Origin of the sequence: Streptomyces prunicolor (genome assembly GCF_045162825.1) — a bacterium.
GTDB lineage: Bacteria > Actinomycetota > Actinomycetes > Streptomycetales > Streptomycetaceae > Streptomyces > Streptomyces prunicolor.
Genome location: NZ_CP108676.1, coordinates 4,951,905 through 4,974,740 on the forward strand (window position 1 = coordinate 4,951,905; position 22,836 = coordinate 4,974,740).

Sequence of the window (22,836 nt, forward strand, 5' to 3'; positions counted from 1 at the left end):
GGAGGGAACACCAGAGATGACGTCCGACGCCATTGCCCGACGCGAGACCGCCGACGCGCTGCGCACCGTACGGGAGTTGTGGGGCGAGCTGCTGCTCGCCATTGAGACCCCGCCCGCCGACGTGTGGCCGCCGAGGCAACTCGCGCACACCCTTCGCGCCGCCGACGACAAGCAGCTCGTCGCCGACCGCGCGCCCCTGGTCCTACGCGAGCACCCCGCACCGCTCAACATGACCGCGCTCGACACCGGCCTCGCCATCGAGCGGATGCTGTTCGGCCTCGCCGACACCCTCGCCGCCGCGGTCCAGCGCGCCGAGGCCGACGACCCCCGCCGTTGGGAGTTCCAGCAGCCAGGCGCGGCCGACGCCCGGCACGCGGCCGGATCGCGGGCGCACGGGCTGCACTTCGCTTCCGTGTGGATCGAGGGGCGCGTGCTCGACGAGGACACCGCCCCCGAGCAGCAGCTCGACGGCACCCCGACCGCCCCGCCGTTCGAGCCCCTGCCCCCGCACCTGCTGCACGAGGCCCGGCGTACGGTGCGCGTCGCTGAGGGCCGGCTGCTGCGGACCCTCGGCCTCGACCAGCGCACCATGCCCGTACCCGACCGGCCGTGCCCTTGGTGCGGCGGCGAGCTCACCCTGCACACCGACCCGGACGAGGCGCCGAGGGTGACCTGCTCGACCGGCGACGACTGCACGGCTCCCGTGCCGTTCGACGACCGCGGGCGGCGCGTGTGGGGGTGGAATGACCTCGTCGGCCTGGTCGTCGCACTCGCCGAGGCCGACCCGCTGCGCACTTCATAGGTACCGCCCAGACTGCACAGCTCTAACGGTCAGTGCGCCACCCAGTAGACGACGGCCGTCACGAGGGCGCTGCCTGCCGCTGCGGCAGCGCCCCTGACTGCCGCGAAAGCGGCTGCCCGCATGAACCGGCGTGCACCGCGTCGTCCACTGCTCCCCATTGGTTTCCTCCATTGCGTCGTCAGGACCACCCTTGTTGGGCGGCTTCAACCACTCTCGCCGGCGAAGGTGTTGGGTCGGACGTCATGCAACGGATGCCAATGTCATCGAACGTCTCGCGATGACTCCGAACGGTTGCGATGATGCCCGGACGGTTTCGAACGGTTTCAAACGGTGGGGGCACGGGTGGGGCGAGCGGGTCGTCTTCGCAAGCCGGAGTTGCACGGGAACCACAGGGAGCTCAACAGGGCTTTGCACGAGTTGCACAAGGGGGCAGGGTTGCCGTCGCTGGCGACGGTGGCGACGGAGCTGAAAGGCGCTGGGATCTCGCGCAGCACGATCTACGATGCGTTCTCCAGTACGCGACTTCCGAACTGGCACGTCGTTGATGCCCTGGTGGAAGTCCTCGCTACTCGACATCCTCGAACTGCGCCTGAGCAAGAAGTCGAGACCTTCCACGCCCTGTGGCTCCTGGCAGTTGACGAGGAGGACGACGGCGCAGACCATGATCCACGCAACGCGCCCGAGGAACCTTACGACGACACCGGGGACCGCCTAACCTTCCGCTTGACGGGCGGTAAGTCGACGATCGTGAAGCCAGTGAGCGACGTCGACATACTCGCAAGCGCAGGTACCTCCGCTCTTGTGTCGTCCGTGACGGTTGCGGCGTGGCCCCGATTGAGAGAGCAAATCGGCGCGATCTTCCACCGCCGTTACGAGGGGCGGATCTGGCTGCATGTGCCGTACGAGTTCAAAGACCGAGCCAAGGAGTTCGGCGCGCGTTGGGATGCCGACTACAAACTCTGGTTCATCGAGGAGCCGGTACCCGAGCTCATGGAATATCAGGTGCCCGGCCCTCACCCGCCCGAGATTCAGCTAGGGGAGACCAACAAGGGCTGATCCCCGAACCCTCTTGCGTCGTTATCAGTTCGTGACCTAATGTTGGTCGTGCCTCCGGCGTGCCCGGAAACGCGGGCGCCTCACTGGTCGAGCCGTTCGGCCCCTCCGACGAAGCGAAGCAACTCCGTAAGGTCCAACTGGACTTGGTTGTACTTGTCCTCGTCGAGCATGTCGTCGGCGAAGGCTCGAAGGCTGCCGCTCATCTCCAACTCCAGCTCTTGGATTTCCTCGATGTGGGCTACCTGCACGCCCTGCCAGACCTCACCGTCGTTGGCTGCGTGAAACCGCTCGTCCTTCAGGGGGGTCATCGCCAACTCTTCGGCCGCGCGCACATCCAACTCGCCGAAGATCTCGACGAGATGGCGGCGAACCGCCTTCCTGCGATGCGGCGAAAGCTGCCACGCGTGCACGACCATGTCGCAGACGAACCGCCCGCGGGCCGAGGACTGAAGGAACGTGCCCGGGTAGGACTTCTCGACCTTGGCGCGGTGCCAGTGCCACGACAGGTGAGCCCGTAGCTTCACCACCTCAACGCGCAGAGCCAACAGCGCCGCAGCACGGGCCTTGCCGATCTCCTGCTGATGACTCACATGAGGCGCCAGCCAGAAGGCAGCGCCGGCGCCACCCAGCGCGCCGGTTCCGATCTTGATAACAAGATCCAACAATGTGCTCACTGGGGAAGTATGCCGCTTGCCTGCCGGTTGATCCCAATCCGCCGAGGGGGTGCGCCTCCATGGCCGAGCCGATCACCGAGCGGGATCACAAGCAGGTGCGCCGGCTGCACGCCGAGGGCAAGTCCCGCAACGCTATCGCTCGGGCCATCGGGCGCAGCGCCGCCACCGTGAGCAAGATCGCCGGGTTGGAGGGGCTCACGTTCGCCGGGGGCGCACGCGTCGCCGCCGCGACCGAGGCCCGGCGGGCCGATGCCGCCGCGCGGCGCGAGCTGCTCGCCGACGAGTCCCTCGACGGCGCCCTGCGCCAGGTCGAGCGCGTCGGGGGCGCCGACTCCGCCCGTGATGCCCGCGACCACGCCACCGCCGCCCGCGCGCTCACCGAAGTTCACGCCCGGGTCTCCGAGCTCGCCCGCCAGACCGGCACCGGCAGCACCGGCGGCTCGATGCTCGACCGCCTCGCCGACGCCCTGCTCGGACCGGCCGGAGGTGACAGCGAGGGGGAGTGATGCCCGCACCCCTCCCCCTCTCCGACAAGCAACTGCGGTCCGTGCGCGAGTCGTTCACCTCTCGCATCTCCGTGTGGCACGGCAGCGTCCGGTCGGGCAAGACGGTCGCGAGCCTGCTCGCGTTCCTGCTGTCGATCCGGCGCGCGCCTGCTACGGGCTTGATCCTGCTGTGCGGCCGGTCGTTGCAGACGATCGAGCGCAACATCATCGAACCCCTGCAAGATCCCGCGCTGTTCGGCTCGGACGTCGCCGCCGAGGTCCGGCACACCAGGGGCGCCACCGTGGCGAGCATCCTGGGCCGCACGGTCCACCTGATCGGCGCGGCCGACGCGCGCGCCGAGGGCCGGCTGCGCGGTGCGACTGCCTGCCTGGCCTACGTCGACGAGGCAACCCTCGTTCCCGAGGGCTTCTTTGTGCAGTTGCTCGCCCGGCTGTCCGTGCCGGGGGCGAGGCTGCTGTGCACCACGAACCCCGACTCGCCTCGGCACTGGCTCAAGCGGCAGTACCTCGACCGGTCCGGCGAACTCGACCTCGGCGCCTGGCACTTCCGCCTCGCCGACAACCCGAGCTTGGCGCCGGCGTACGTCGCCGCCCTGTCGGCGGAGTACACCGGCCTGTGGCGCCGACGGATGATCGACGGTGCTTGGGTGGTCGCCGAGGGCGCGATCTTCGACATGTACGACGAGGCCGCACATGTCGTCGACACGCTGCCGACGATGCGCCGGTACTGGCTCGGCGTCGACTACGGCACGACGAACCCGTTCTCGGCGGTGCTGCTCGGCCTCGGCGACGACGACCGCCTGTATGCGGCGGCCGAGTGGCGCTACGACTCCCGCGCCCGACACCGGCAGATGACCGACGCGCAGTACAGCGCCGCCGTGCGCACGTGGCTCGCCGGGCTCGGCATCGAGCCCGAGTGGACGTTCGTCGACCCGAGCGCCGCCTCGTACTCCGCACAGCTCTGGGCCGACGGGCACCCCGGCATCGCGCGCGCCGACAACACGGTGCTCGACGGCATCCGATCCGTCTCGAACGTGCTAGACGCTGGCCTGCTGCGCATCCATCGCTCGTGCGAGGGGCTGCTCGGCGAACTGCCCGGCTACGCATGGTCGGACGAGGCCGCCGCCCGCGGTGAGGACCAGCCGATCAAGGCGAACGATCACTCGGTCGACGCCCTGCGCTACGCCGTGCACTCCACCGCGCACGAGTGGCGCCACCTTCTCTCGCTCGCCGCATAACCCCTGCCCGCCTCAGCCCCGGCCGCCGCACGGTGTCCGGGGCTCCGTCACGTCGAGGGGGTGTTCATGCCGCGCGAGTGGACCGACCGTTTCCTCGCCTACGTCACCGACGGCCCCGGCAGTTGCTGGCAGTGGACCGGCTACCTCATGCCCAACGGGTACGCCCGTTTCTCCGTGGCCGGCGAGCGCCGGTACGCGCACCGCGTCGCGTACGAGACGTTCCGCGGGCCGATTCCCGACGGCCTCGTGATCGACCACCTGTGCCGCAACCGCGGTTGCGTCAACCCCGACCACCTCGAAGCGGTCACGCAGCGAACCAACGTGCTGCGCGGCGTCTCGTTCGCCGCCACCCGCGCGCGGCAGGTCCGTTGCCTGCGTGGTCATCGCTTCACCAGGGCCAACACCTACGTTGCGCGCAACGGAACCCGTAAGTGCCGTACCTGCCGGGCAGCGTCACGCGCCCGCTCGCGCTGCCCGCGGCAGGGGGTGAGCCGTGCCACTGCCTGACAACAACGTCCCTTGGCCGCCGCCCCAACTCGCCCGGCTGTACGGCGAGTTGCGGCTCGATGCCGCGTGGTACTCCGGTGACCGCAAGCGGCTCGCCGAGGTCTACCGGGGGCAGCAGCACCGCGAGGACGGCCGACGCCGGCTGTGGGCGCGGCCCCGCCACCGGCCAGACGACAAGCGCGACGGACGCGTGCACATCCCGCTCGCCGGCGACATCGCCACGACAAGCGCCGACCTGCTGTTCTCCGAGCCGCCGACGTTCACCGTCGACACCACCGGCACGCAGGACCGGCTCAGCGAACTCGCCGAGGCCGACGGGATCGCGAACACGCTCCTCGAAGCGGCCGAGGTCGCCGCCGCCCTGGGAGGCGTGTACCTGCGCGCGACGTGGGACACCTCCCTTGCTCCGCGCCCGCTGCTCACCGCCGTGCACGCCGACGCCGCCGTACCCGACTTCCGTTGGGGGCAACTCGCCGCCGTCACGTTCTGGCGCGAACTCGCCTCGGACGCCGGGACCGTGTGGCGCCACCTCGAACGGCACGAACCGGGGCGCGTCCTGCACGGCCTCTACCAAGGGGGCAGGGACCGGCTCGGCACCCGCGTGCCGCTCACCGAGCACCCCGAGGTCGCCGCGCTCACCGACTCCCTCGGCCCCGAGGGCGACGCGATCGAGACCGGAATCGCCGAACTCACCGCCGCCTACGTCCCCAACATCAAGCCCAACCGGCGCCACCGCGGCAGCCCGTTCGGACGCTCCGACTACGCGGCCCCGCTCTATGACCTCATGGACGGACTCGACGAGACATGGTCGAGCTGGCTGCGCGACATCCGCCTCGCCCGCGCACGGCTGATCGTCCCCGACGCCTACCTGCGCGACCACGGGCCCGGCCGCGGCGCCTCGTTCGACGACGACCGCGAAATCTGGCAGTCGCTCAACATCCCGCCCACCGAGAACGCCGGAATCACCCTCTCGCAGTTCGCAATCAGGGTCGCCGAGCACCAGGCGACCACCGACTCGATCGTGCAGCAGGCCGTGCGCTCCGCCGGCTACTCCGCGCAGAATTTCGGTCTCGGCGACCAGGGCGCCGCCGTCACCGCGACCGAGGTCACCGCACGCGAGCGCCGCTCGATGATCACCCGTGACAAGAAGTCGCGTTACTGGGGACCGGCGCTCTCCCACATCCTGTTCGTCATGCTGCGGCTCGACCGCGCCCTGTTCACCCCTGGCCTCGTGCCCGAGCGGCCCCGGATCACGTTCGGCGACTCCGTCAGCGAGGACCCGACCAGCACCGCACAGACCCTGTCCCTGCTCCAGCAGGCGCAGGCCGTCAGCACCGACACCAAAGTGCGCTGGCTGCACCCCGATTGGGACGACACCGCCGTGCAGGCCGAGGTCGACCGTATCCTCACCGAGACCGGCCAGGCGGTACCTGACCCCATGCAGGCTGGCGCCCTGAGCCGACATCAGGAAGGAAGGGAACCCGCCTAACTGAACTACGCAGTCTCCTGGCGCCGTTGCGTACGAGCGAGTACAACGTCGCACACCTGCCCTGTGACACCGAGTACGACAAGTGCCCACATGGGTCCGGCCTGTTGCACGCGACCTGTAGCAATTGTGACCGCGATTCCGGTACCACTCACCGTGCTCCACCGGATGCCGAACTGAGGCAACCGGACAACCAGGTCACGTCGGCCATTTCCCACTAGACTGCTCCTGACTGAGACCGCGACGGTCCATGCGCACACACAGGAAATGCGCCGAGCTGCCACCAGCAACCCGCCTTACCAGCGTGTGGCATAGCGCTGCCCCGAACCTAGCAATCTAAGGAATTTGATCGCAAGAGCCTTAGAATAGTTGGCTAGCAGCCAGTCAATCCCATGCCTCATAGGCTCGGTCAGTGCATGGGGGTGGCGGTGATCCACCCTGGCATGGTCGAGGACCTCTCAACCGGCGTACGTGTCCTGTACGACGATGCCGAGCAGCGGCTGCTCGGCATCGTCGCCCGGCAGTTGGCCGATGGGTTCGACGCTCCGGGGTGGGCCGTCAACAAGCTGCGCGACATTCAGCCCCTGCGCCGCGCCGCGCAGGCTGTCGTCGACGCGCTCGGCTCCGCCATGCAGTTGGAAGTCTTCGACGCCGTCGCCGAGGCGTACGACGTCGGCGCCCGCGCCGGGCTCGCCGAACTCGGCGCGCTGCACGACGCCGACGTACGGCGCATCGCCGAGACCACCCCGAACACGAGGGCGGTCGACCGGCTCGCCGCCGAAACCGTCGACCTCGTCACTCAGACCCACCGCGGGATTCTGCGCGGGGTCGAGGACGGATACCGGCAGGTGATCGCCGAGGTAGCCGGAACACCGCTGCTCGGCATCGACACCCGCCGACAGGCGACGCAGCGCGCCATGGAACGGTTCGCCGACCGCGGGCTGCGCACGTTCGTCGACAAGGGCGGGCGCGCGTGGCAGATGACCTCTTACGCCGAGATGGCGACGAGGACGGCGGTCGGCCGCGCCGCGGTCGAGGCCCACGGCGACCGGCTGCGCGCCGCCGGCCTCGCCCTGGTGATCGTCTCCAACGCCCCGCACGAGTGCCCGCTCTGCGCCCCGTTCGAGGGCAAGGTGCTCGCCCTCGACGGCCCCGACGGCACGCACACGGTCGAGGCAGAGCACGCCACCGCCGACGGCGAGACCGTGCGCGTGCACGTCTTCGGCAGCGTCGACGAGGCACGGCGACGGGGCTTCCAGCATCCCAACTGCCGCCACTCCCTGAGTGCTTACCTGCCCGGTGTCCCCCGGCCGCCGGTCGGGCAGTCCGAGGACCCCGACGGTTACGAGGCGTCGCAGCGGCAGCGCGCAATCGAGCGGAACATCAGGAAGTGGAAGAAGCGGGCCGCCGCCTCGCCGACGCCCGAGGGCAGGCGCGCGGCCGAGGTACGCGTGCGGCAGTGGCAGGGCAGGATGCGCGACCACCTTGCCGCGCACCCCGAACTCATCCGCCGGCGCGAGCGCGAGAAGCTCGGCGCCGGCAACCTCGCCCCGGACGGTGGCACCGCCGGCCGCCCCGGTACTCCGAGCGGTCCGGGCACCGACCCGTTCGAGGCCGCGCGCGTCCGTGCCGGCGACGACCGCACGCTGCCCGAGATGAGCGACGAGCAGCTCGGCGCCGCCATCCGCCCCAACGTGCTAGACGAACGCGACCGCGACCGGATCGCCCGCGAGGCCGACCGGCGAGACGAGCAGGACCTGCTCGACCGCATCCGCCCGAACGGCCGCCTCACAGACAGCCTCGCCGAGTTCAGCGACGACGAACTCGCCCGCGTCTCCCTCCACTTAGACGACGACGGCATGCTGCGCGTCATGGCGGAGATGGACCGCCGAGACATCGACGCAGCCTTGCCCGGCGCACGACGTGACCTCGTCGGCATGTCCGAGCGCGAACTCGCCGACCGCGCCCGCAACGTGGCCGACGACCGCCCCGCCATCGGCGCCGAGATGAACCGCCGCGGACTGCTCGCCGAGGTGTTCCCCGGCGGGCGCCTGGCCGACGACCTGTCCGCCGTCGGCGACGACGTCCTCGGGTGGGCCGTGCGCTACGCCGTCCCCGACGACGCCGTGCGCATCGCCGACGAACTCGACAGCCGGTACCCGCCCGCCGAACTCCCCCACGCACAAGGGACGTTCAGCGTCGAGGGGCAGCTCGCCGACCGGGGCGCCCTCGATGAGATCCTCGCCCCGGCCGCCGACGCCGACACCTGGAACGGCCTTTCCGTCGACTGGTACGCGGGCATGTCCGCCACCGAGCGATGGATCGCCGAACGTGAGTACGCCGACTTGCAGATGCGTACCGCCTACACGCGCGCCGAGATACGTGAGATGTACCGCGAGCACGTGTGGTCACAGATGCTCGCCGCCGAGGACGCGACCAACGGCTACATGCTCAGCAAGGCCGCCCAGGCTGCGGGCGTCGACCCGGTCTCGCTGTTCAGCGGCCCCGCGCACGTCGCCTACGCCCGCGCCTCGGAGGAACTCAGGCGCTGGTGGCAGGACCACCCCCGCATGACACTCGCGGAGTACGAGGAGATGGTCACCGGCCTGCGCAGTGGCGCGGCCGACACCGCCCGCGCCGCCCGCAGCACCCAGAACAACCGGCTTTAGGGGGGTGGCAGTGGGACGTCGAGGCGCCCTCGTGCGCGCCCTGCTCGCCGGCATCGAGGCTGGCCGCAGCGCCACCCCCGTCACCTCGTGTCCGTATCCGCGCGGCGATCTGCGCCGCTCGACATGGGTCCGCGGATACGCCAAGGCACGCGCCCTGCCCAGTGGGCATTAGCCGACCACCGCCAACGGGCACCGAGACCCCGTCGGCACCCACTCCCCAGCACCAACCCCACATCTGGGCAACGCGTGAACGCAGCCAAGCAGACAGCACAGCAGGCATGTCATGCCAAATTCGACCAACACCGCAAGGCATGAGCAACTGGTCTGACCTGCACGTTTATTGACGCTCCCTCAACTTATTATGTGACGTCCATCACGCCTCGGCGTGGCGAATGGGGGGCTAGTGGGTGGGGGTGGGTAGGTTCGCCCTCCTCCGTACGGAGGAGGGCGAACCTACCCACCCCCACCCACTTAGAGGTCTCCGCGACCTGCGAAAACGCGGTTTGCGATCTTGATTTCCGGGTCGTGATTCTTGAGCTGTGCCGAGGCGCCCGGCACACTCACATCACGACAACGAGACGGAAAATCCACCGTGTTCACGAATCTCGGAGAGCTCACTCAGATCGTGCCCGCCTTGCTCGGACTCCTCTGGCTCGTCGCTCTCGCGTCGAGTCCGATGGCCCCGTGCGGTCCGGCCAGCAAGCACCCGGCGAAGACCATCACCGACCACCTGCGCGCTATGGCCAACCACGCCCGCGCTGTCGCGGTACTGCTCGCCCGGAAGTCCGGCGCGGGCGGCGACAAGTAGGTCATGTCCCGGCGGTAGGCGGCGCAATCCGCTGGGGCACCTCCGGCAAAGACGAAGAGCCCCACTCCACGGAGTAGGGCTCTTCGTTCGTTGGCTCAGGTGAGGAGGAGACCACCCACTACACCTACCACGCTTGCCAAGGTCACCTTAAGTACTGCGATAACCCAGAGACGCTTTCTACTCATAAAACCACCTCGTCTTTCCGAACTCATATCAGGAACCTGGCTTTGCATTGCTGTCTAGGACCAGTAGAACGAACTGAATTGAGACGGCGACCAAGGCGAGCAGAAGTAGGAGAGCCCACAGAATCGGACTGTGACTTCTCACCCCTAGCCTCAACCAACGACAAGCCGCAGTGTAGCGACTGCTGAGGCGCCTGTACTCCAGATGTTCCGAAGGGGCCCGTTAGTTGGCGGGCCCCTTCCTCATGCCCCCACACACCGCCCCGGAGGGCCGATCACGTATGACCGAACCCAACCCATCCCCTGCCCCGAGCACCGACCCAGGCACGAGCACCGGCACCCCGCCGACCCCGGGAACCACCCCGCCGACTCCCACACCCCCGGCACCGCCGCCAACTCCAGCCCCGCCCACAGTTGACCCGGCGGCCGAGCAACGCGCGACCGCGGCCGAGCAAGCTGCGCAGCAGGCCAAGACCGAGCGCGACGACCTGCTCGGCGCGCTGCGCAAGGTACTCGACCCGAGCGGCGCGGCCAGCGAGCAGGACCCGGCCAAGCTCGCCGAGCAGGCCACCAGCGAGCGCGACCAAGCCCTCTCCGAGGCTCGCCGACTGCGCGTCGAACTCGCCGCCCACCAGGCGGCCCACAAGGGCGGCGCCGACCCTGCACGGCTGCTCGACTCCCGCTCGGTGGCCACGCAGCTCGAAGCGCTCGACCCGACCGACGCAAAGTTCGGCGAGCAGCTCGACGCCGTGATCGCCGCCGCGGTCGAGGCAAACCCGCTGCTGCGCGCCGACGGCACCCTGCCGGCCGGACCACCCAAGGGCGGCGCCGACTTCACCCCGGGTGCCCCGCAGACGGTCACGCCCGAGCAGTTCGCGCGCCTGAGCTACGCCGACCGCGTCGAGCTCCACCAGTCCGACCCCGACCTGTACCGGCAGCTCTCTGCCGCAAGCGAGTAAGGAGGCTGCCGCATGGCGAAGACGACCGCGGCACAGATGATCGTCCCGGACGTCTGGGCCGACATGGTGCAAAACAAGTTCAAGGGCAAGCTAGTCATCGGCGCAATGGCGCTCAACGACTCCACCCTCGAAGGCAAGCCCGGCGACTCCGTGAACTTCCCCAAGTGGAAGGGGCTCACGGAGGCCGAGGACCTCACCGAGGGAACCCCGATGACCCCCGAGCAGCTCGGCACCGACCCGGGCAACACGGCCACGATCAAGGAGGCCGGTAAGGCGGTCGAGATCACCGACAAGGCTCGCCTTGTCGCATTCGGCGACCCGTTCGCAGAGACGCAGCGACAGCTCGGCGTACTGATCGCCCGGAAGATCGACAAGGACCTTACGGCCGCAGCCGAGGCCGCCGGCGTCATCATGGTCAACGCCGCGACCGACCCCCTGTCGTGGGATGTGATGGTGGACGGCATCGCCAAGTTCGGCGACGAGTGGGAGCCGGAGAACATGGCCGGCATCATCATTCACTCGCTCCAGCGGGCGAGCATCTACAAGGACCCGAACTTCATCAGCGCCGACAAGTTCGGCACGGGCGCCGTGATCCCGCGGGGCGTGATCGGCCAGATCGGCGGCGTCAACATCTTCGTGTCCGACCGCGTCACCACCACCGCGGCAGACGACACCAACCCGGCCACGTACAACGCGCTGATGGTGCGCCGAGGCTCCCTCGGGCTGCTCTACAAGCGCCGGCCGCTCGTCGAGACCGACCGCGACATCCTCGCCCGCACGACCGTGGTCACCACGAACGTGCACTACGCCACGCACCGGCTCGACGACGAGGGAATCGTCGTACTCAAAACCCGGGGGGCGGCTGCCTGATGCTGCTGCGCCGCTACCACTCCCGCCCGGAGGATTCTCCGGGCGACGAGGACGAGCAGACAACGGAAGGCGATCAGCAGGCCAACGGGCCGCCGGCGAAGAAGCCGACGGCCCGTTCCGCTGCCGGCACCGCGCCGAGGGGGTGATCGCTGTTCGGCAGCCATACGCCACTCCTGAGCAGCTCACCGCGTGGACCGGCCAGCCTGCCCCCGCCGACGCCGAGCGGCTGCTCGCGCGGGCCGGCGAGGACATCGACTCGGCTCTGCTCACCGCGGTCTATCCCGTCGACGACGACGGCGACCCGCTCGACACCGCGATTCAGATCGCGTTGCGCGAGGCCACCTGTGCACAGGTCGAGTACCAACTCGCCGCCGGCGACGACGGAACCGGCGCGGCCGGACAGTGGGACTCGGTCTCGATCGGCCCCGTCTCCCTGTCCGGCCGCAGCTCGCGCATCTCGACGGCGACCGGTGTCGAACTCGCCCCGCGCGCCGACCGCATCCTGCGCCGCGCCGGTCTCACCCCCGGTTGCGTGAGGCCATGGTGACCCGGGTTCCCGCGGTCCTGCTGCGCCACCGCATCCGTATCGAGCCCTACCTCGGCGAGAGCGCTTACGGGCCGCGCTACGCCGACGAGGTCGAGGGCGTGCCCGCACTCGTCTCCGAAGCGGTGCGCATAGTGCGCGCCGCGGACGGGCGCGAGGTCATCTCGACCGCGCAGGTCATCGCCGCCCCCGATCTCGACTGTCCAGCCGGATCGCGCCTGACCCTCCCCGACGGGCGCCTCACGACCGCGATCAACATCGCCCACCACACCGCACCAGGGCTTCCCGTTCCGGCCTGTACGGAGGTGAGTTGCGAATGAGTCCACAGCGCGCCCATGTTCGCTGGAACGGCCAGGCGGCAACCCGGGCGATCCGGCAGGCCGCTGCCCGTGGTCTGCTGCTCGCCGCCGAGCACACCCTCGCCGCATCGAGGCAGCGTGTGCCGGTCGCCGAGGGCACCCTCGAACGCTCCGGCGCCGCGACCGTCGACGAGGGAAACCTGACCGCCGCCGTCTCCTACGACACCCCGTACGCCGTCCGCGTGCACGAGGACATGAACGCCCGGCACCTGCCCGGACGTTCGGCGAAGTACCTCGAAAGCGTGCTGCCCGAGGTCGCCGACGAAGTGCAGGCGCTGATCGCCGCGCAGGTCCGGCGGGCTCTGCGGTGAGCTTCCTTACCGACGTCGTCGACGGCCTCGCGAAGCTGCTCGACGCCGCCGACATCGCTACCTACCGGCCCGACGGCATGTACGGGGCCGACGAGACGGCGATCACCGACACGGTCATGCCGGACAGCCCGGACCGCGCCGTCGTGCTCACCGCCTACGACACGGCCAACTCGCAGAACCTCACCGACACCACCGTCTACGTACAGGCCCGTACCCGCGCCGGACCCGATCCGCGCGAGGTGGCCGCCCTCGACGACGCCCTGTTCGACGTGCTGCACAACTCCGGCCCGTTCCTGTTCGGCACGGCCCGCGTCGTGCTGATCACCCGCCAGTCCGCCGCACCGCTCGGCGCCGACACCCTCGGCCGGTTCGAGCGGACCAGCAACTACGCGTTGCGCGCTCACCGGCCGCACCCCCGACTTGAGTAGGAGGACCGTCCCTTGTCCACCCCCGTACAGCCGACGGAGACCGAGACCGCGCTCGCGCGCCGGTACCGCCTCGAACTCGACACGAGCGCGACGAGCACCCCGTCGTGGGTGATCGTGCCCGGCATCCAGGAGTTCGACCCGGCGGTCGACCCGACGCAGCAGGATTCCACCACCTACGAGGACGGCGGTTGGGCCGACAACACCGTCACGCAACTCGCGTGGTCCGTCGAACTGACGATGCTGCACCGCTACCACCCGACGACGAAGGCGTTCAACGCGGCGCAGGAAAAGCTGAGGCTCGCGGCCGAGAGCTTCGGCAGCGGCGCGACCGTGCACGTGCGTTGGTACGACCGCGAGGGCCGCGCCGACGCGTACGAGGGCCGCGCCCTGGTGACGTGGGACCCCGACGGGGGCGCCACCGATGACCTGGATTCGGTGGGCGTCACGCTCACCGGCAAGGGCGCGAAGACCGCGATCACCAACCCGCTCGCGGGGAGTGGTTCGTAGTGGCCTTTCAGGAACTCGGCAACCTGCTCGACGACTCCCTCGTACTCCCGATCAAGGGCAAGACCTACCGGGTTCCGGCGCCGTCCGCGGCGACCGGTCTACGGGTGCAGGCCATCATGCAGGCCGCCGCCACGGCCGCCGACGGCGGACAGGCCGACCGCGAAGTCCTCGCCGACGCGGCCGAGCGCGACATGTACGCCGACGTCCTCGGCAGCGCGCACGCCGAGATGGTTGCCGACGGCGTCGAGTGGCCGATGCTCAAGCACGCCGCCGTGACCGCCATGGTGTGGATCATCCAGAGCAAGGACCGCGCAGAGGCGTACTGGAACACCGGCGGCGACCCTTCTCAACTGGCCCCGAACCGGGAACAGCGCCGCAAGGCCCCATCGGGCACGGCGAGTTCGACCCGGTCTCGGGGCTCTTCGAGTGGTACGAGGCCCCGCCCGGCCAACCGGCCCGGCGGAAAGGGCAGCAGCGGCGCGCACCACAGGTGACGTGGGCCCAACTCCTCGACGAGTGGCCGCTCGTCGAGGCAGACCTGCACGAGTTCTACGGCATCGACGCCAGCGCGCCCGGCCTGCTCGACGAGCGGTCGTGGCGATGGCTGCGCGTGCGCATCTTCGGCCTGCTCTCCGCCGACTCCCGCATTCAACGCCTGTTCAACCTCCCACCGGAGCCGAAGAAGCCCCGGCGGTCGTAACACCGCGCGCCACGCGCGGCCCCCTTGAGAGGAGGCCCGCGTATGGCGCTCACTGTCGGCGAACTCGCCGCGACGATCACCGTCGACGACAGCGAGGCCGAGCAGGGCCTCGACAGCTTCCAAAGCCGGCTACGGGCAGCCCTGGCCCGGATCACCCAGCGCGCCCGCGCGGGAGGCGAGGACGCCGGCAGCGCGCTCGGCGACGGCCTCGACGACGCCGCCGGCGACGGCGCCGAGGAAGCCGGCGACACCCTCACGGGCAAGCTCAAGGGGCTTGCCATGGGCGTGATCGGGGGCGCGCTCGGCGCCGCCCTCATGGCCGGCCTGTCCGAGGCCATCGGCCAAGGGCAGATCACGGCCAAGCTCGGCGCGCAGCTCGGCGCGACGCCGGCCGAGGCGAAGCGGTACGGCGAGGTCGCCGGCGAGTTGTACTCGTCCGCGGTCACGGAGGATTTTCAGGGCGCCGCCGAGGCGATCAAGGCGACCATGGGCGCCGGCCTGCTCCCGCCGGACGCGACGAACGCACAGATCGAATCGATATCGACGAAGGTCGCCGACCTCTCCAACACCTTCGACCAGGACCTCGGCGGGGTCACGAACGCGGTCGCGCAGATGCTGCGGACCGGTCTCGTCTCGTCCGCCGACGAGGCATTCGACGTCCTCACCAAGGGATTCCAGTCGTCCGCAAATAAAGCCGACGACCTGGTCGACACATTCAACGAATACGGGACGCAATTCCGTAAGGCGGGACTGGACGGCGCCACGGCCGTTGGCCTGATGAACCAGGCCATTCAGGCAGGCGCCCGAGATTCCGATATCGCTGCGGACGCCATTAAAGAGTTCAGCATCCGGGCCATTGATGGCTCGGCGAGCACTGCGGCAGGTTTTCAGGCTCTCGGCCTGAATGCCGACGATATGGCCGCCAAGTTCAGCAAGGGCGGCACCTCGGCGACGGCAGCACTCGACACCACCCTCGACCGGCTCCGCGCGATAAAGGACCCGATCAAGCAGTCGCAAGCGGCTACCGCACTTTTTGGCACTCAGGCCGAAGACCTCGGAAAAGCGCTTTATGCGATGGACCCGAGTACCGCCGCGAAGGGTCTCGGCGAGGTCGGCGGCGCGGCCGACGCACTCGGCAACACACTGCGCGACAATGCCGGGGCGCAGCTAACGGCTTTCAAGAATTCGATGCAACAGAACCTTGTCGAATTTCTCGGCGACAATGTCGTACCGGTCCTTACCGCGTTCTTCGGATTCGTCGGCAAGCACCGAGCCGAGTTCACCGCCGCCGCGGTGGTCATTGGCGCGGCGTTCGCCGCGATCGGTGTTGCGGCGACGATCGCGGGCGCGGAGATGGCCGCCGCCTGGATCGCCGGCCTCGGGCCGGTCGGCTGGGTGGGAATGGCTATCGCCGCCCTGGTCGTGCTCGTCATCACATATTGGGACGAGATCAAGGGGTGGACGCTCGCTGTCTGGGACTGGATCGTCGGGAAACTGATCTGGGCCAAAGACATGATGGTTCAGGCGTTCATGAACTTCACCCTGATCGGTCTACTCATAAGCCATTGGTCTTCGATCCGGGATACCGTCGTGTCGTGGTGGAACGGAATCGTGGGTTGGCTCAAGGGAGTTCCCGGGCGCCTGTACAACCTGTTCCTTAACTGGACGCTGCTCGGCCTGTTCGTCAAAAACTGGACCGCGATCAAAAACGCGACCGTCGGCAAGGCAACCGAAATGGTCGACTGGATTCGCGGACTTCCCGGTCGCCTCTCGTCCGCAATCGGCAACAACCTGTCCGGGCTGCTCGTCGGCAAGGGCAAGAACATCGTTCAGGGCCTGTGGAACGGCATCGTGTCCATGGGCAGTTGGCTCAGAAACAAGATCACTGGTTGGGCCAAGGAAGTCATTCCGGGGCCGGTCGCGAAGGCACTCGGTATCGCTTCGCCGTCCAAGGTCATGGCGCGCGAGGTCGGTCGGTGGATTCCCGCCGGCGTCGTCGACGGCATCGAATCCGGCTCCGGCGCGGTCGACCGTGCCATGTCCAACCTCGTGTCCGTACCCACCGCCGGACAGGCCACCGCGGCGAACATCGCCGCACAGACCGCAAGCGCCACGAGCGGCGGAGGCACACAGCCGGTCGTCACCTTCACCTCGGACGGCAGCCGCGTCGGCGACTTCCTGCTCTCGGTGTTCCGGGACGCGGTCAACGTCCGCGGCGGAAACGTCCAATTCGCCGTCACCGGAAGGAGTGCGTAACCGTGGCCTTCCCCGACCAGCCGCTCGGCCTCAAGGGCGAGTTGCGCATGGGTTCCGCCTGGCAGGACATCACCGGCGACCTGTACACCCGTGACCCGATCACCCACACGCGCGGGCGCCCGTACAAGTCGAACGCCGCCGATCCCGCCGCGTGCGCGGCCACCATCCGCAACCTCGACGGGACGTACACGCCCCGCAACCCCGAGGGCCCGTACTACGGCCTGTTCAACCGCAACACCCCCTTCCGCTACACGCTCCCCGGCGGCCCGCTCCACCTGGAAATGCCCGGCACCGCCGACCGCGCCACCACCCCCGACGTAACAGCCCTCGACATCACCGGGGACCTTGATATCCGGTGGGAGGGCGAGGCGAACTGGTTCTCGTCCGCCAGTCAGTTCCTGATCGGCAAGTGGGGCGCGGCCGGTAACCGCTCGTACTACCTGATCGTGCGAGCAGGGGTGCTGTACCTGAACACCACCAGCGGCGGGACCACCGTCGACGGGGGCGGGTTCGCAACGCTCCCCGCAGCTCTGCCGCGCCACGCTGCCGTGCGCGGGACCCTCGACGTCGACAACGGGGCCGGCGGGTTCACCCTGCGCCTGTACTGGGCACCCACCCTCGCCGGCCCCTGGACGCAGTTCAGCGGCGACCTGACCAGTTCGGCCCCGGTGACCATCTTCAGCGGCACAGCCCCGTTGTCCATCGCACCGGAACAGACCGACGTCACCCCGCCCCGCCGCGCGGTCACCGGCACCGTCTACCGGGCCGAGGTCCGCAGCGGCATCGACGGCACACTCGTTGCCGCGCCCGACTTCACCGCGCAGCCGATCGGCACCACCTCGTTCACGGACTCCGCCGGCCGCGTGTGGACGCTCGCCGCGGGCTCCGCGGTCACGGACCGCATCGTGCGGTTCGAGGGCGAGGTGCCCGAGTGGCCGCCGAAGTGGTCCACCTCGGAAAAGGACGCGTGGACGCCGATCACGGCCGCGGGCATCCTGCGCCGTCTCGGCCAGGGCGCAAAGCCCCTCGCGTCCGCGCTGCGCCGCCGTATCCCCTCCTACAAGCCGCTCGCGTACTGGCCGATGGAGGAAGGAGCGAGTTCGGCTCAGGCGTCCTCACCGATCGCCGGCGTAGGCCCACTGCGCCTGTCGAATGTGACGTGGGCGCAGGCCAACACCCTTGCCTCGTCCGGCCCGTTGCCCGTCCTCGCGTCCAGCGCCGGACAGTTGCCCGTCATGATGGGCCGCGTTCCGGCGCCGAGCACCGCGCTTACGTCGTGGTCGGTGCAGTGGATGTACCGGCTCGACACGCTGCCCACCACCCGGTGGACCTTCATGCGCGTACTGAGCACCGGCGGCACCGTGCGGGAATGGCTGATCCAGTTCGGTTCGACGACCAACGGGCTCAGTAGCCGGATCATCGCCAAGGACGACGACGGCAACACCCTGTCCACGCAGGACATCGCCACCGGGGCGGACATCTTCAACCGGTGGCAGCGCGTCAACTTCACCGTCGCCCAGCAAGGCGCCAACGTGAAGTTCGGCATCGTGTGGACCGACGTCGGCGGCGACCCTGGAGGCGTCTACTTCACCCTCGCCGGCACCATCGGCCGGCCGACCGCCGTCGCCTCCCCCGCCGACGGCTACGCCTCGGCCCTCAACGGTCTCACCCTCGGTCACCTCTCGGTCTGGCCCACCGACTCAACAGCCGCCTACGTCAACGCAGTTGACGCGTGGTCCGGCGAGACCGCCGGCGCCCGCATGCGCCGACTGGCCCAGGAAGAGGGCGTCTTGCTCACCATCGTGGGTGACCCGGACGACACGGTGCCCGTGGGCGCGCAGAGTCCCGCTCCGCTGCTCGACCTGCTGCGCGAGTGCGCCGAGGCCGACGGCGGCATCTTCGGCGAGACCATGGCCGGACGCGAACTGAAGTACCGCACCCGCGCCGCCCTCTACAACCAACAGCCGGCCCTCGTCCTCGACTACGCCGCCGGTCACCTCGCGCCGCCGTTCGAGCCGATCGAGGACGACACCGTACGCAACGAATGGGCCGTGCAACGCAAGGGAGGATCTACCGGTACCGCGGTCCTCGACGACGGCCCGCTCTCCGTCCAAGACCCGCCAGACGGTATCGGCCTGGTCGACGACTCCAAAACGCTGAACCTCGCCACCGACGAGCAGACCGACCCGGTCGCGAACTGGCTTCTCCACCTCTCCACATGGGACGAGAACCGCTACCCCTCGATCACCCTGCTGTTGCACAAGTTCCCCGAACTCATCCCGGCCGTCCTCGCACTCAGCGAGGGCGACAAGATCCGCATCATCAACCTGCCCAAGCGGTTCACCGGCTCGGGCGTCGTCGAGCTGCTGGTCGACGGCTGGACCGAAACCGTCCTCCCCCGCACGTGGACGATCACGTTCACCTGCTCGCCCGCCGGCCCCTGGTCGGTGGGCGTGGTCGACGAGATCCCGCTCCGGTGGTGCGACACCAGCGGCGCCCAGCTCGCCACCGCGGCGACCGACACCGCCGCCACGGTGAACGTGCTCACCAGCGCCGGGCAGACCTGGACGAGCAACGCGTACGACTACCCATGGGATGTGCGGGTCGGCGGGGAGGTGATGACCGTCGCCGCGCCCGGCCGGCTGCTGAACACCAACCCGTTCTTCGAGACGGACGCAAGCGGCTGGAGCGGGCAGGCCGCCACCGTCGGCCGCTCGACCGCGGTCCTGCACCCGCAGGCCCTCGGCTCCCTGCTGATCACCCCCGACGGGGTCGGCACCTCCGGCGGCGCGGTCGCCGCCCGCAGCGATGTGGGCGCCATCGTTCCCGGTGCGACCTACGTTGCGTCCATGTGGGCGTACTCCCCGAAGGGGTGGAGCGACGTCCGGCCGGTCATCGACTGGTACGACGCCACAAACACGTTCCTCAGCACGGGACTTGGCAGCGCGGTCGCCGTGCCCGCCGGGCAATGGACGTTTCTTCAGCAGTCGTTGACGGCCCCGGCCAACGCCTCGCGGGCGAGCGTCCGCGCCCGCCACGGAGCAACCCCGACCGCCGGCGACGTCTGGTACGTGTGGGGCGTCCGCCTCACCCAGCCCAAGGCATCGTTCCTGCTGGACAGCTTCGGCCGTACCGTCACCGGGAGTTGGGGCGTGTCCGACTCGGGCCCGTCCTGGTCCACCGTCGGCGGCGGGTCGACGTCGGACTACTCGGTTGGTTCCGGCTACGGGGTGCACACCCTGTCGACGACCGAGACCTCGCGCCGTACCGCGGTCACCGCGGCGCACGCCGACTTCGACGTCTACGCGGACATCACGACGTCGGCACTGGCCACGGGCGACAGCCTGTACGGCGCGGTCACGGCCCGGATGCTGGACTCCTCGACCATGTACATGGTCCGAGTGCAGTTCAGCACGACCAACACGGTCGTCCTGTCCCTGCGCAAGGTCGTCGCGGACGTGACCACGGAACTCGGCACGTACACCGTGCCGATCACACACGTGGCGGGGCAGTTCGTCAGGGTGCGGTTCCAGGGCCGCGGGACGACGCTCCGGGTCAAGGGGTGGCTCGCGTCGAGCGCGGAGCCGAGCGACTGGCGCATCGAGGTCACCGACGCGGCGATCAGCGGGGCGAACCAGATCGGTACCCGCTCGATCCGTACCGCCAGCAACACCAACGCGGCCACCGTGCAGATCCGGTACGACAACGTCGACGTGATCAACCCGCAGGTGTTCACGGTCGTCCGCAGCCGCAACAACATCGTCAAGGCGCAGGCCGCGGGCGCCGACGTGCGGCTCGCGTATCCCGCCATCGTCGCCCTGTAAGGAGGCATCCCCCTCGTGACCCTGTGGCAGCCCGGTATGCGGATCACCGACGACCGGCTCAACGACGGCCCGCCAACTCTCACCACCGCAACGGGACTTGTGGCCGCGACCGGGTTCACGGTCAGCGACTTCCGCGGCTACCGCACCGGCCACAACGTCGAGTTGAACATGTACCTGTTCCGGTCCGGGGCGACGATCGCCGTCTCGGGCGCCGGCAACCTCGCCGACACAGCGTGCTGCACCGTCCCCGCCGGGTGGCGGCCCACCAGCGGCACCATCAACGGAAATTGGGACGACGGCACCGCCGAGGGCGGGTTCGTCATCGGCACCGACGGCATCGCCACGCTGCGCACCACCAACGGCGAACCGATCGTCGGCGAGGCCACCACCGCCGGCAGCGGCCGGAATTTGCGCCTACACATCACGTTCATTCAGGACTAGCCCCGCCCACCACGTACGCCCGAGCGCACCGCGCCGGGCGTTTTTTCATGCCCAGGAGGCACCCCGTATGACCAGCACCTCGCACGGCCTCGACGTGTCCGCGTACCAGTCCGCACAGAACTGGACCGCGCTCAAGGCCGACGGCCTCACCTTCGCGTTCGCCAAGGCGAGCGAGGGACAGAGCACGCACGACCCCAAGTTCGGAACCCACATCAAGGGAATCAAGGGCGCCGGCCTGGTCGCCGGCGCGTACCACTTCGCGTGGCCGAACCAGTCCGCCGCCGCCGAGGCCGCCAACTACATCAGCGCCGTGAAGCCGTACGCGGGCGCTGGGTTCCTGCACTGGCTCGACCTTGAGCGCTACAGCGACGGCCGCAACTACAAGGGCCGGACCGCCGCCCAGATCAAGGCGTACGCCTCGGCGTGGATCGCCGCAGTGAAGAAGGCATTCCCCGGACAGGTCGTCGGCATCTACACGTCCGCATCGGACATCGCCGCCGGACACGTCCCGTCGGGCGTTCCCCTGTGGTACCCCGCTTACCCGTGGGGCGCCGCAACCTACGCCCGCGCCGAGGCCGCCGCGCGTCCCAAGCCGTCCAACCGCACGGTGACTATCTGGCAGTTCACGTCGACCCCCCTCGACCGGAACATCGCCTACATGTCCCCCTCGGCACTGCGCGAGTGGGCGAAGGGCGATGCCGGCGACGACGAGCCGAAGACGTACACCCCGCCGAAGTTCCCGACCGGCCTCGCCCCGGGCAAGGCCAAGCCGTCGGCCGTCACGCTTCAGCGCGCGCTCAAGGCCGCCGGCTACATGGCCAAGTCCGTTGCCGAGGCGCCGAATTACGGACCCAAGACTCAGGCCGGCGTCGTCAAGTTCCACAACGCCCACCCGACCTACCGCGCCAAGGGCAAGGCGTCCGACCCGGCCATCGGGCCGAAGGGGTGGGCCGCCCTGTTCCGCCTCGCCTACGGCAAGTAGCAGCCCTGACCCGCCCTCATCCCGAGGGCGGGCACCGTTATCCCCACCCTGTGGAAAGAGGTATTGCCCCCAATGACCAACGCAACTCGCCGCACCATCCGCACCGTTGTGCAGACCCTGCTCGGCTTCGCCGCTGGCCTCCCCCTCATCATCGACGCCGCTGGCGTGCCACAGACCGCGACCGGCGTCGGCCTCGCGCTCGCCGTCGCTGGCGGCATCACGCGCGTGATGGCACTGCCCGTCGTCGAGAGCCTGCTGCCCGCGTGGCTGCGCACCGCCCCGGACACGGACTACGAGCTGCTCGCCCTGTATCGCAAGGGGGACCGTACCGAGTGATCCTTGCCACGACCGGCGTCGACCGGGTCGACGCCCTTGTGATCTGGTGCGGCGCCGTCGTCGCGATCACCGGCACGCTCGCCATCGCGTGGCGCGCGACCCGATCCCTGCGACGGATCGGCGGGAAGGTCGAGGACTTCGTCGATGACTGGCAGGGAACCGAGACTCGCCCCGGCGTACCCGCCCTCCCTGGCGTAATGAGCCGACTCGGCGGCATCGAGAGCCGCCTCGCCAACGTCGAGCACGAACTGCACCCCAACAGCGGCGTATCGCTGCGCGATGCCGTCGACCGCGTCGACCAGCGCACCCGACGAATCACCCCCGACGACACATAGACACACCTGCGCCCCCGTTCACCGGCACGTGCCGGTGAACGGGGGCGTTCCCTTGC

General features: G+C 69.3%; 25 protein-coding genes. 24 read left to right on the forward strand and 1 reads right to left on the reverse strand.

What is annotated here, in order from left to right:
- The first annotated feature begins 16 nt into the window (after positions 1–16).
- Positions 17–802 (forward strand): hypothetical protein, encoded by a 786-nt coding sequence (locus tag OG588_RS22445; protein WP_405948864.1) that lies wholly within the window; start codon positions 17–19, stop codon positions 800–802.
- Positions 803–1,237: 435 nt separating this feature from the next.
- Complete coding sequence (locus tag OG588_RS22450) at positions 1,238–1,858, forward strand: DUF5710 domain-containing protein (RefSeq protein ID WP_405948865.1); 621 nt, start codon at positions 1,238–1,240, stop codon at positions 1,856–1,858.
- An 80-nt stretch (positions 1,859–1,938) separates the two neighbouring features.
- Here the strand turns inward: OG588_RS22450 and OG588_RS22455 are convergent, their stop codons facing one another.
- Positions 1,939–2,532: a hypothetical protein gene (locus OG588_RS22455; protein ID WP_405948866.1), complete on the reverse strand. Its 594-nt coding sequence runs from the start codon at positions 2,530–2,532 to the stop codon at positions 1,939–1,941.
- 59 nt (positions 2,533–2,591) lie between these two features.
- On the opposite strand from OG588_RS22455, the gene OG588_RS22460 reads away from it, so the two are divergent.
- From OG588_RS22460 to OG588_RS22565, 22 genes are all read left to right on the forward strand, one after another.
- The gene (locus OG588_RS22460) at positions 2,592–3,038 is read left to right on the forward strand and encodes a helix-turn-helix domain-containing protein (RefSeq protein ID WP_405948867.1); all 447 of its coding nucleotides are present in this window, start codon (positions 2,592–2,594) and stop codon (positions 3,036–3,038) included.
- Complete coding sequence (locus tag OG588_RS22465; protein ID WP_405948868.1) at positions 3,038–4,276, forward strand: PBSX family phage terminase large subunit; 1,239 nt, start codon at positions 3,038–3,040, stop codon at positions 4,274–4,276. The genes OG588_RS22460 and OG588_RS22465 overlap by 1 nt, the downstream gene beginning before the upstream one ends.
- 66 nt (positions 4,277–4,342) lie before the next feature.
- A complete protein-coding gene (locus tag OG588_RS22470; protein ID WP_405948869.1) occupies positions 4,343–4,783 on the forward strand; it encodes an HNH endonuclease signature motif containing protein in 441 nt (146 codons plus the stop codon).
- A complete protein-coding gene (locus tag OG588_RS22475; protein WP_405948870.1) occupies positions 4,770–6,272 on the forward strand; it encodes a phage portal protein in 1,503 nt (500 codons plus the stop codon). The genes OG588_RS22470 and OG588_RS22475 overlap by 14 nt, the downstream gene beginning before the upstream one ends.
- Before the next feature lie 425 nt (positions 6,273–6,697).
- Positions 6,698–8,938 (forward strand): phage minor capsid protein, encoded by a 2,241-nt coding sequence (locus tag OG588_RS22480; protein WP_405948871.1) that lies wholly within the window; start codon positions 6,698–6,700, stop codon positions 8,936–8,938.
- 10 nt (positions 8,939–8,948) lie between these two features.
- The gene (locus tag OG588_RS22485; RefSeq protein WP_405948872.1) at positions 8,949–9,110 is read left to right on the forward strand and encodes an Rmf/CrpP fold protein; all 162 of its coding nucleotides are present in this window, start codon (positions 8,949–8,951) and stop codon (positions 9,108–9,110) included.
- Positions 9,111–9,530: 420 nt separating this feature from the next.
- Positions 9,531–9,746, forward strand: coding sequence for a hypothetical protein (locus OG588_RS22490; protein ID WP_405948873.1), 216 nt, complete (start codon positions 9,531–9,533; stop codon positions 9,744–9,746).
- 463 nt (positions 9,747–10,209) lie between these two features.
- The gene (locus OG588_RS22495; protein WP_405948874.1) at positions 10,210–10,887 is read left to right on the forward strand and encodes a hypothetical protein; all 678 of its coding nucleotides are present in this window, start codon (positions 10,210–10,212) and stop codon (positions 10,885–10,887) included.
- 12 nt (positions 10,888–10,899) lie between these two features.
- A complete protein-coding gene (locus tag OG588_RS22500) occupies positions 10,900–11,757 on the forward strand; it encodes a N4-gp56 family major capsid protein (RefSeq protein WP_405948875.1) in 858 nt (285 codons plus the stop codon).
- A 142-nt stretch (positions 11,758–11,899) separates the two neighbouring features.
- Positions 11,900–12,304, forward strand: a complete 405-nt coding sequence (locus OG588_RS22505) for a hypothetical protein (protein ID WP_405948876.1) — start codon at positions 11,900–11,902, stop codon at positions 12,302–12,304.
- The gene (locus OG588_RS22510; protein ID WP_405948877.1) at positions 12,298–12,621 is read left to right on the forward strand and encodes a hypothetical protein; all 324 of its coding nucleotides are present in this window, start codon (positions 12,298–12,300) and stop codon (positions 12,619–12,621) included. The genes OG588_RS22505 and OG588_RS22510 overlap by 7 nt, the downstream gene beginning before the upstream one ends.
- The gene (locus OG588_RS22515) at positions 12,618–12,971 is read left to right on the forward strand and encodes a hypothetical protein (RefSeq protein WP_405948878.1); all 354 of its coding nucleotides are present in this window, start codon (positions 12,618–12,620) and stop codon (positions 12,969–12,971) included. Before OG588_RS22510 ends, OG588_RS22515 begins: the two co-directional genes overlap by 4 nt.
- Positions 12,968–13,399, forward strand: coding sequence for a minor capsid protein (locus OG588_RS22520; protein ID WP_405948879.1), 432 nt, complete (start codon positions 12,968–12,970; stop codon positions 13,397–13,399). The genes OG588_RS22515 and OG588_RS22520 overlap by 4 nt, the downstream gene beginning before the upstream one ends.
- A 12-nt stretch (positions 13,400–13,411) precedes the next feature.
- The gene (locus OG588_RS22525) at positions 13,412–13,906 is read left to right on the forward strand and encodes a phage tail tube protein (protein ID WP_405948880.1); all 495 of its coding nucleotides are present in this window, start codon (positions 13,412–13,414) and stop codon (positions 13,904–13,906) included.
- Complete coding sequence (locus OG588_RS22530) at positions 13,906–14,400, forward strand: hypothetical protein (protein ID WP_405948881.1); 495 nt, start codon at positions 13,906–13,908, stop codon at positions 14,398–14,400. The genes OG588_RS22525 and OG588_RS22530 overlap by 1 nt, the downstream gene beginning before the upstream one ends.
- Complete coding sequence (locus OG588_RS22535; protein ID WP_405948882.1) at positions 14,397–14,606, forward strand: hypothetical protein; 210 nt, start codon at positions 14,397–14,399, stop codon at positions 14,604–14,606. Before OG588_RS22530 ends, OG588_RS22535 begins: the two co-directional genes overlap by 4 nt.
- 42 nt (positions 14,607–14,648) lie before the next feature.
- On the forward strand, positions 14,649–16,862 hold the full coding sequence (locus OG588_RS22540; RefSeq protein WP_405948883.1) for a phage tail tape measure protein: 2,214 nt from the start codon (positions 14,649–14,651) through the stop codon (positions 16,860–16,862).
- Between the two features lie 2 nt (positions 16,863–16,864).
- Entirely contained in the window at positions 16,865–20,686 is a 3,822-nt protein-coding gene (locus tag OG588_RS22545; protein WP_405948884.1) for a hypothetical protein, read from the forward strand.
- Positions 20,687–20,701: 15 nt separating this feature from the next.
- Complete coding sequence (locus OG588_RS22550) at positions 20,702–21,127, forward strand: hypothetical protein (protein ID WP_405948885.1); 426 nt, start codon at positions 20,702–20,704, stop codon at positions 21,125–21,127.
- Positions 21,128–21,194: 67 nt separating this feature from the next.
- On the forward strand, positions 21,195–22,109 hold the full coding sequence (locus OG588_RS22555; RefSeq protein WP_405948886.1) for a GH25 family lysozyme: 915 nt from the start codon (positions 21,195–21,197) through the stop codon (positions 22,107–22,109).
- A 72-nt stretch (positions 22,110–22,181) separates the two neighbouring features.
- Positions 22,182–22,445: a hypothetical protein gene (locus tag OG588_RS22560; RefSeq protein WP_405948887.1), complete on the forward strand. Its 264-nt coding sequence runs from the start codon at positions 22,182–22,184 to the stop codon at positions 22,443–22,445.
- Positions 22,442–22,780 (forward strand): hypothetical protein, encoded by a 339-nt coding sequence (locus OG588_RS22565; protein WP_405948888.1) that lies wholly within the window; start codon positions 22,442–22,444, stop codon positions 22,778–22,780. Before OG588_RS22560 ends, OG588_RS22565 begins: the two co-directional genes overlap by 4 nt.
- The last annotated feature ends 56 nt before the right edge of the window (positions 22,781–22,836 follow it).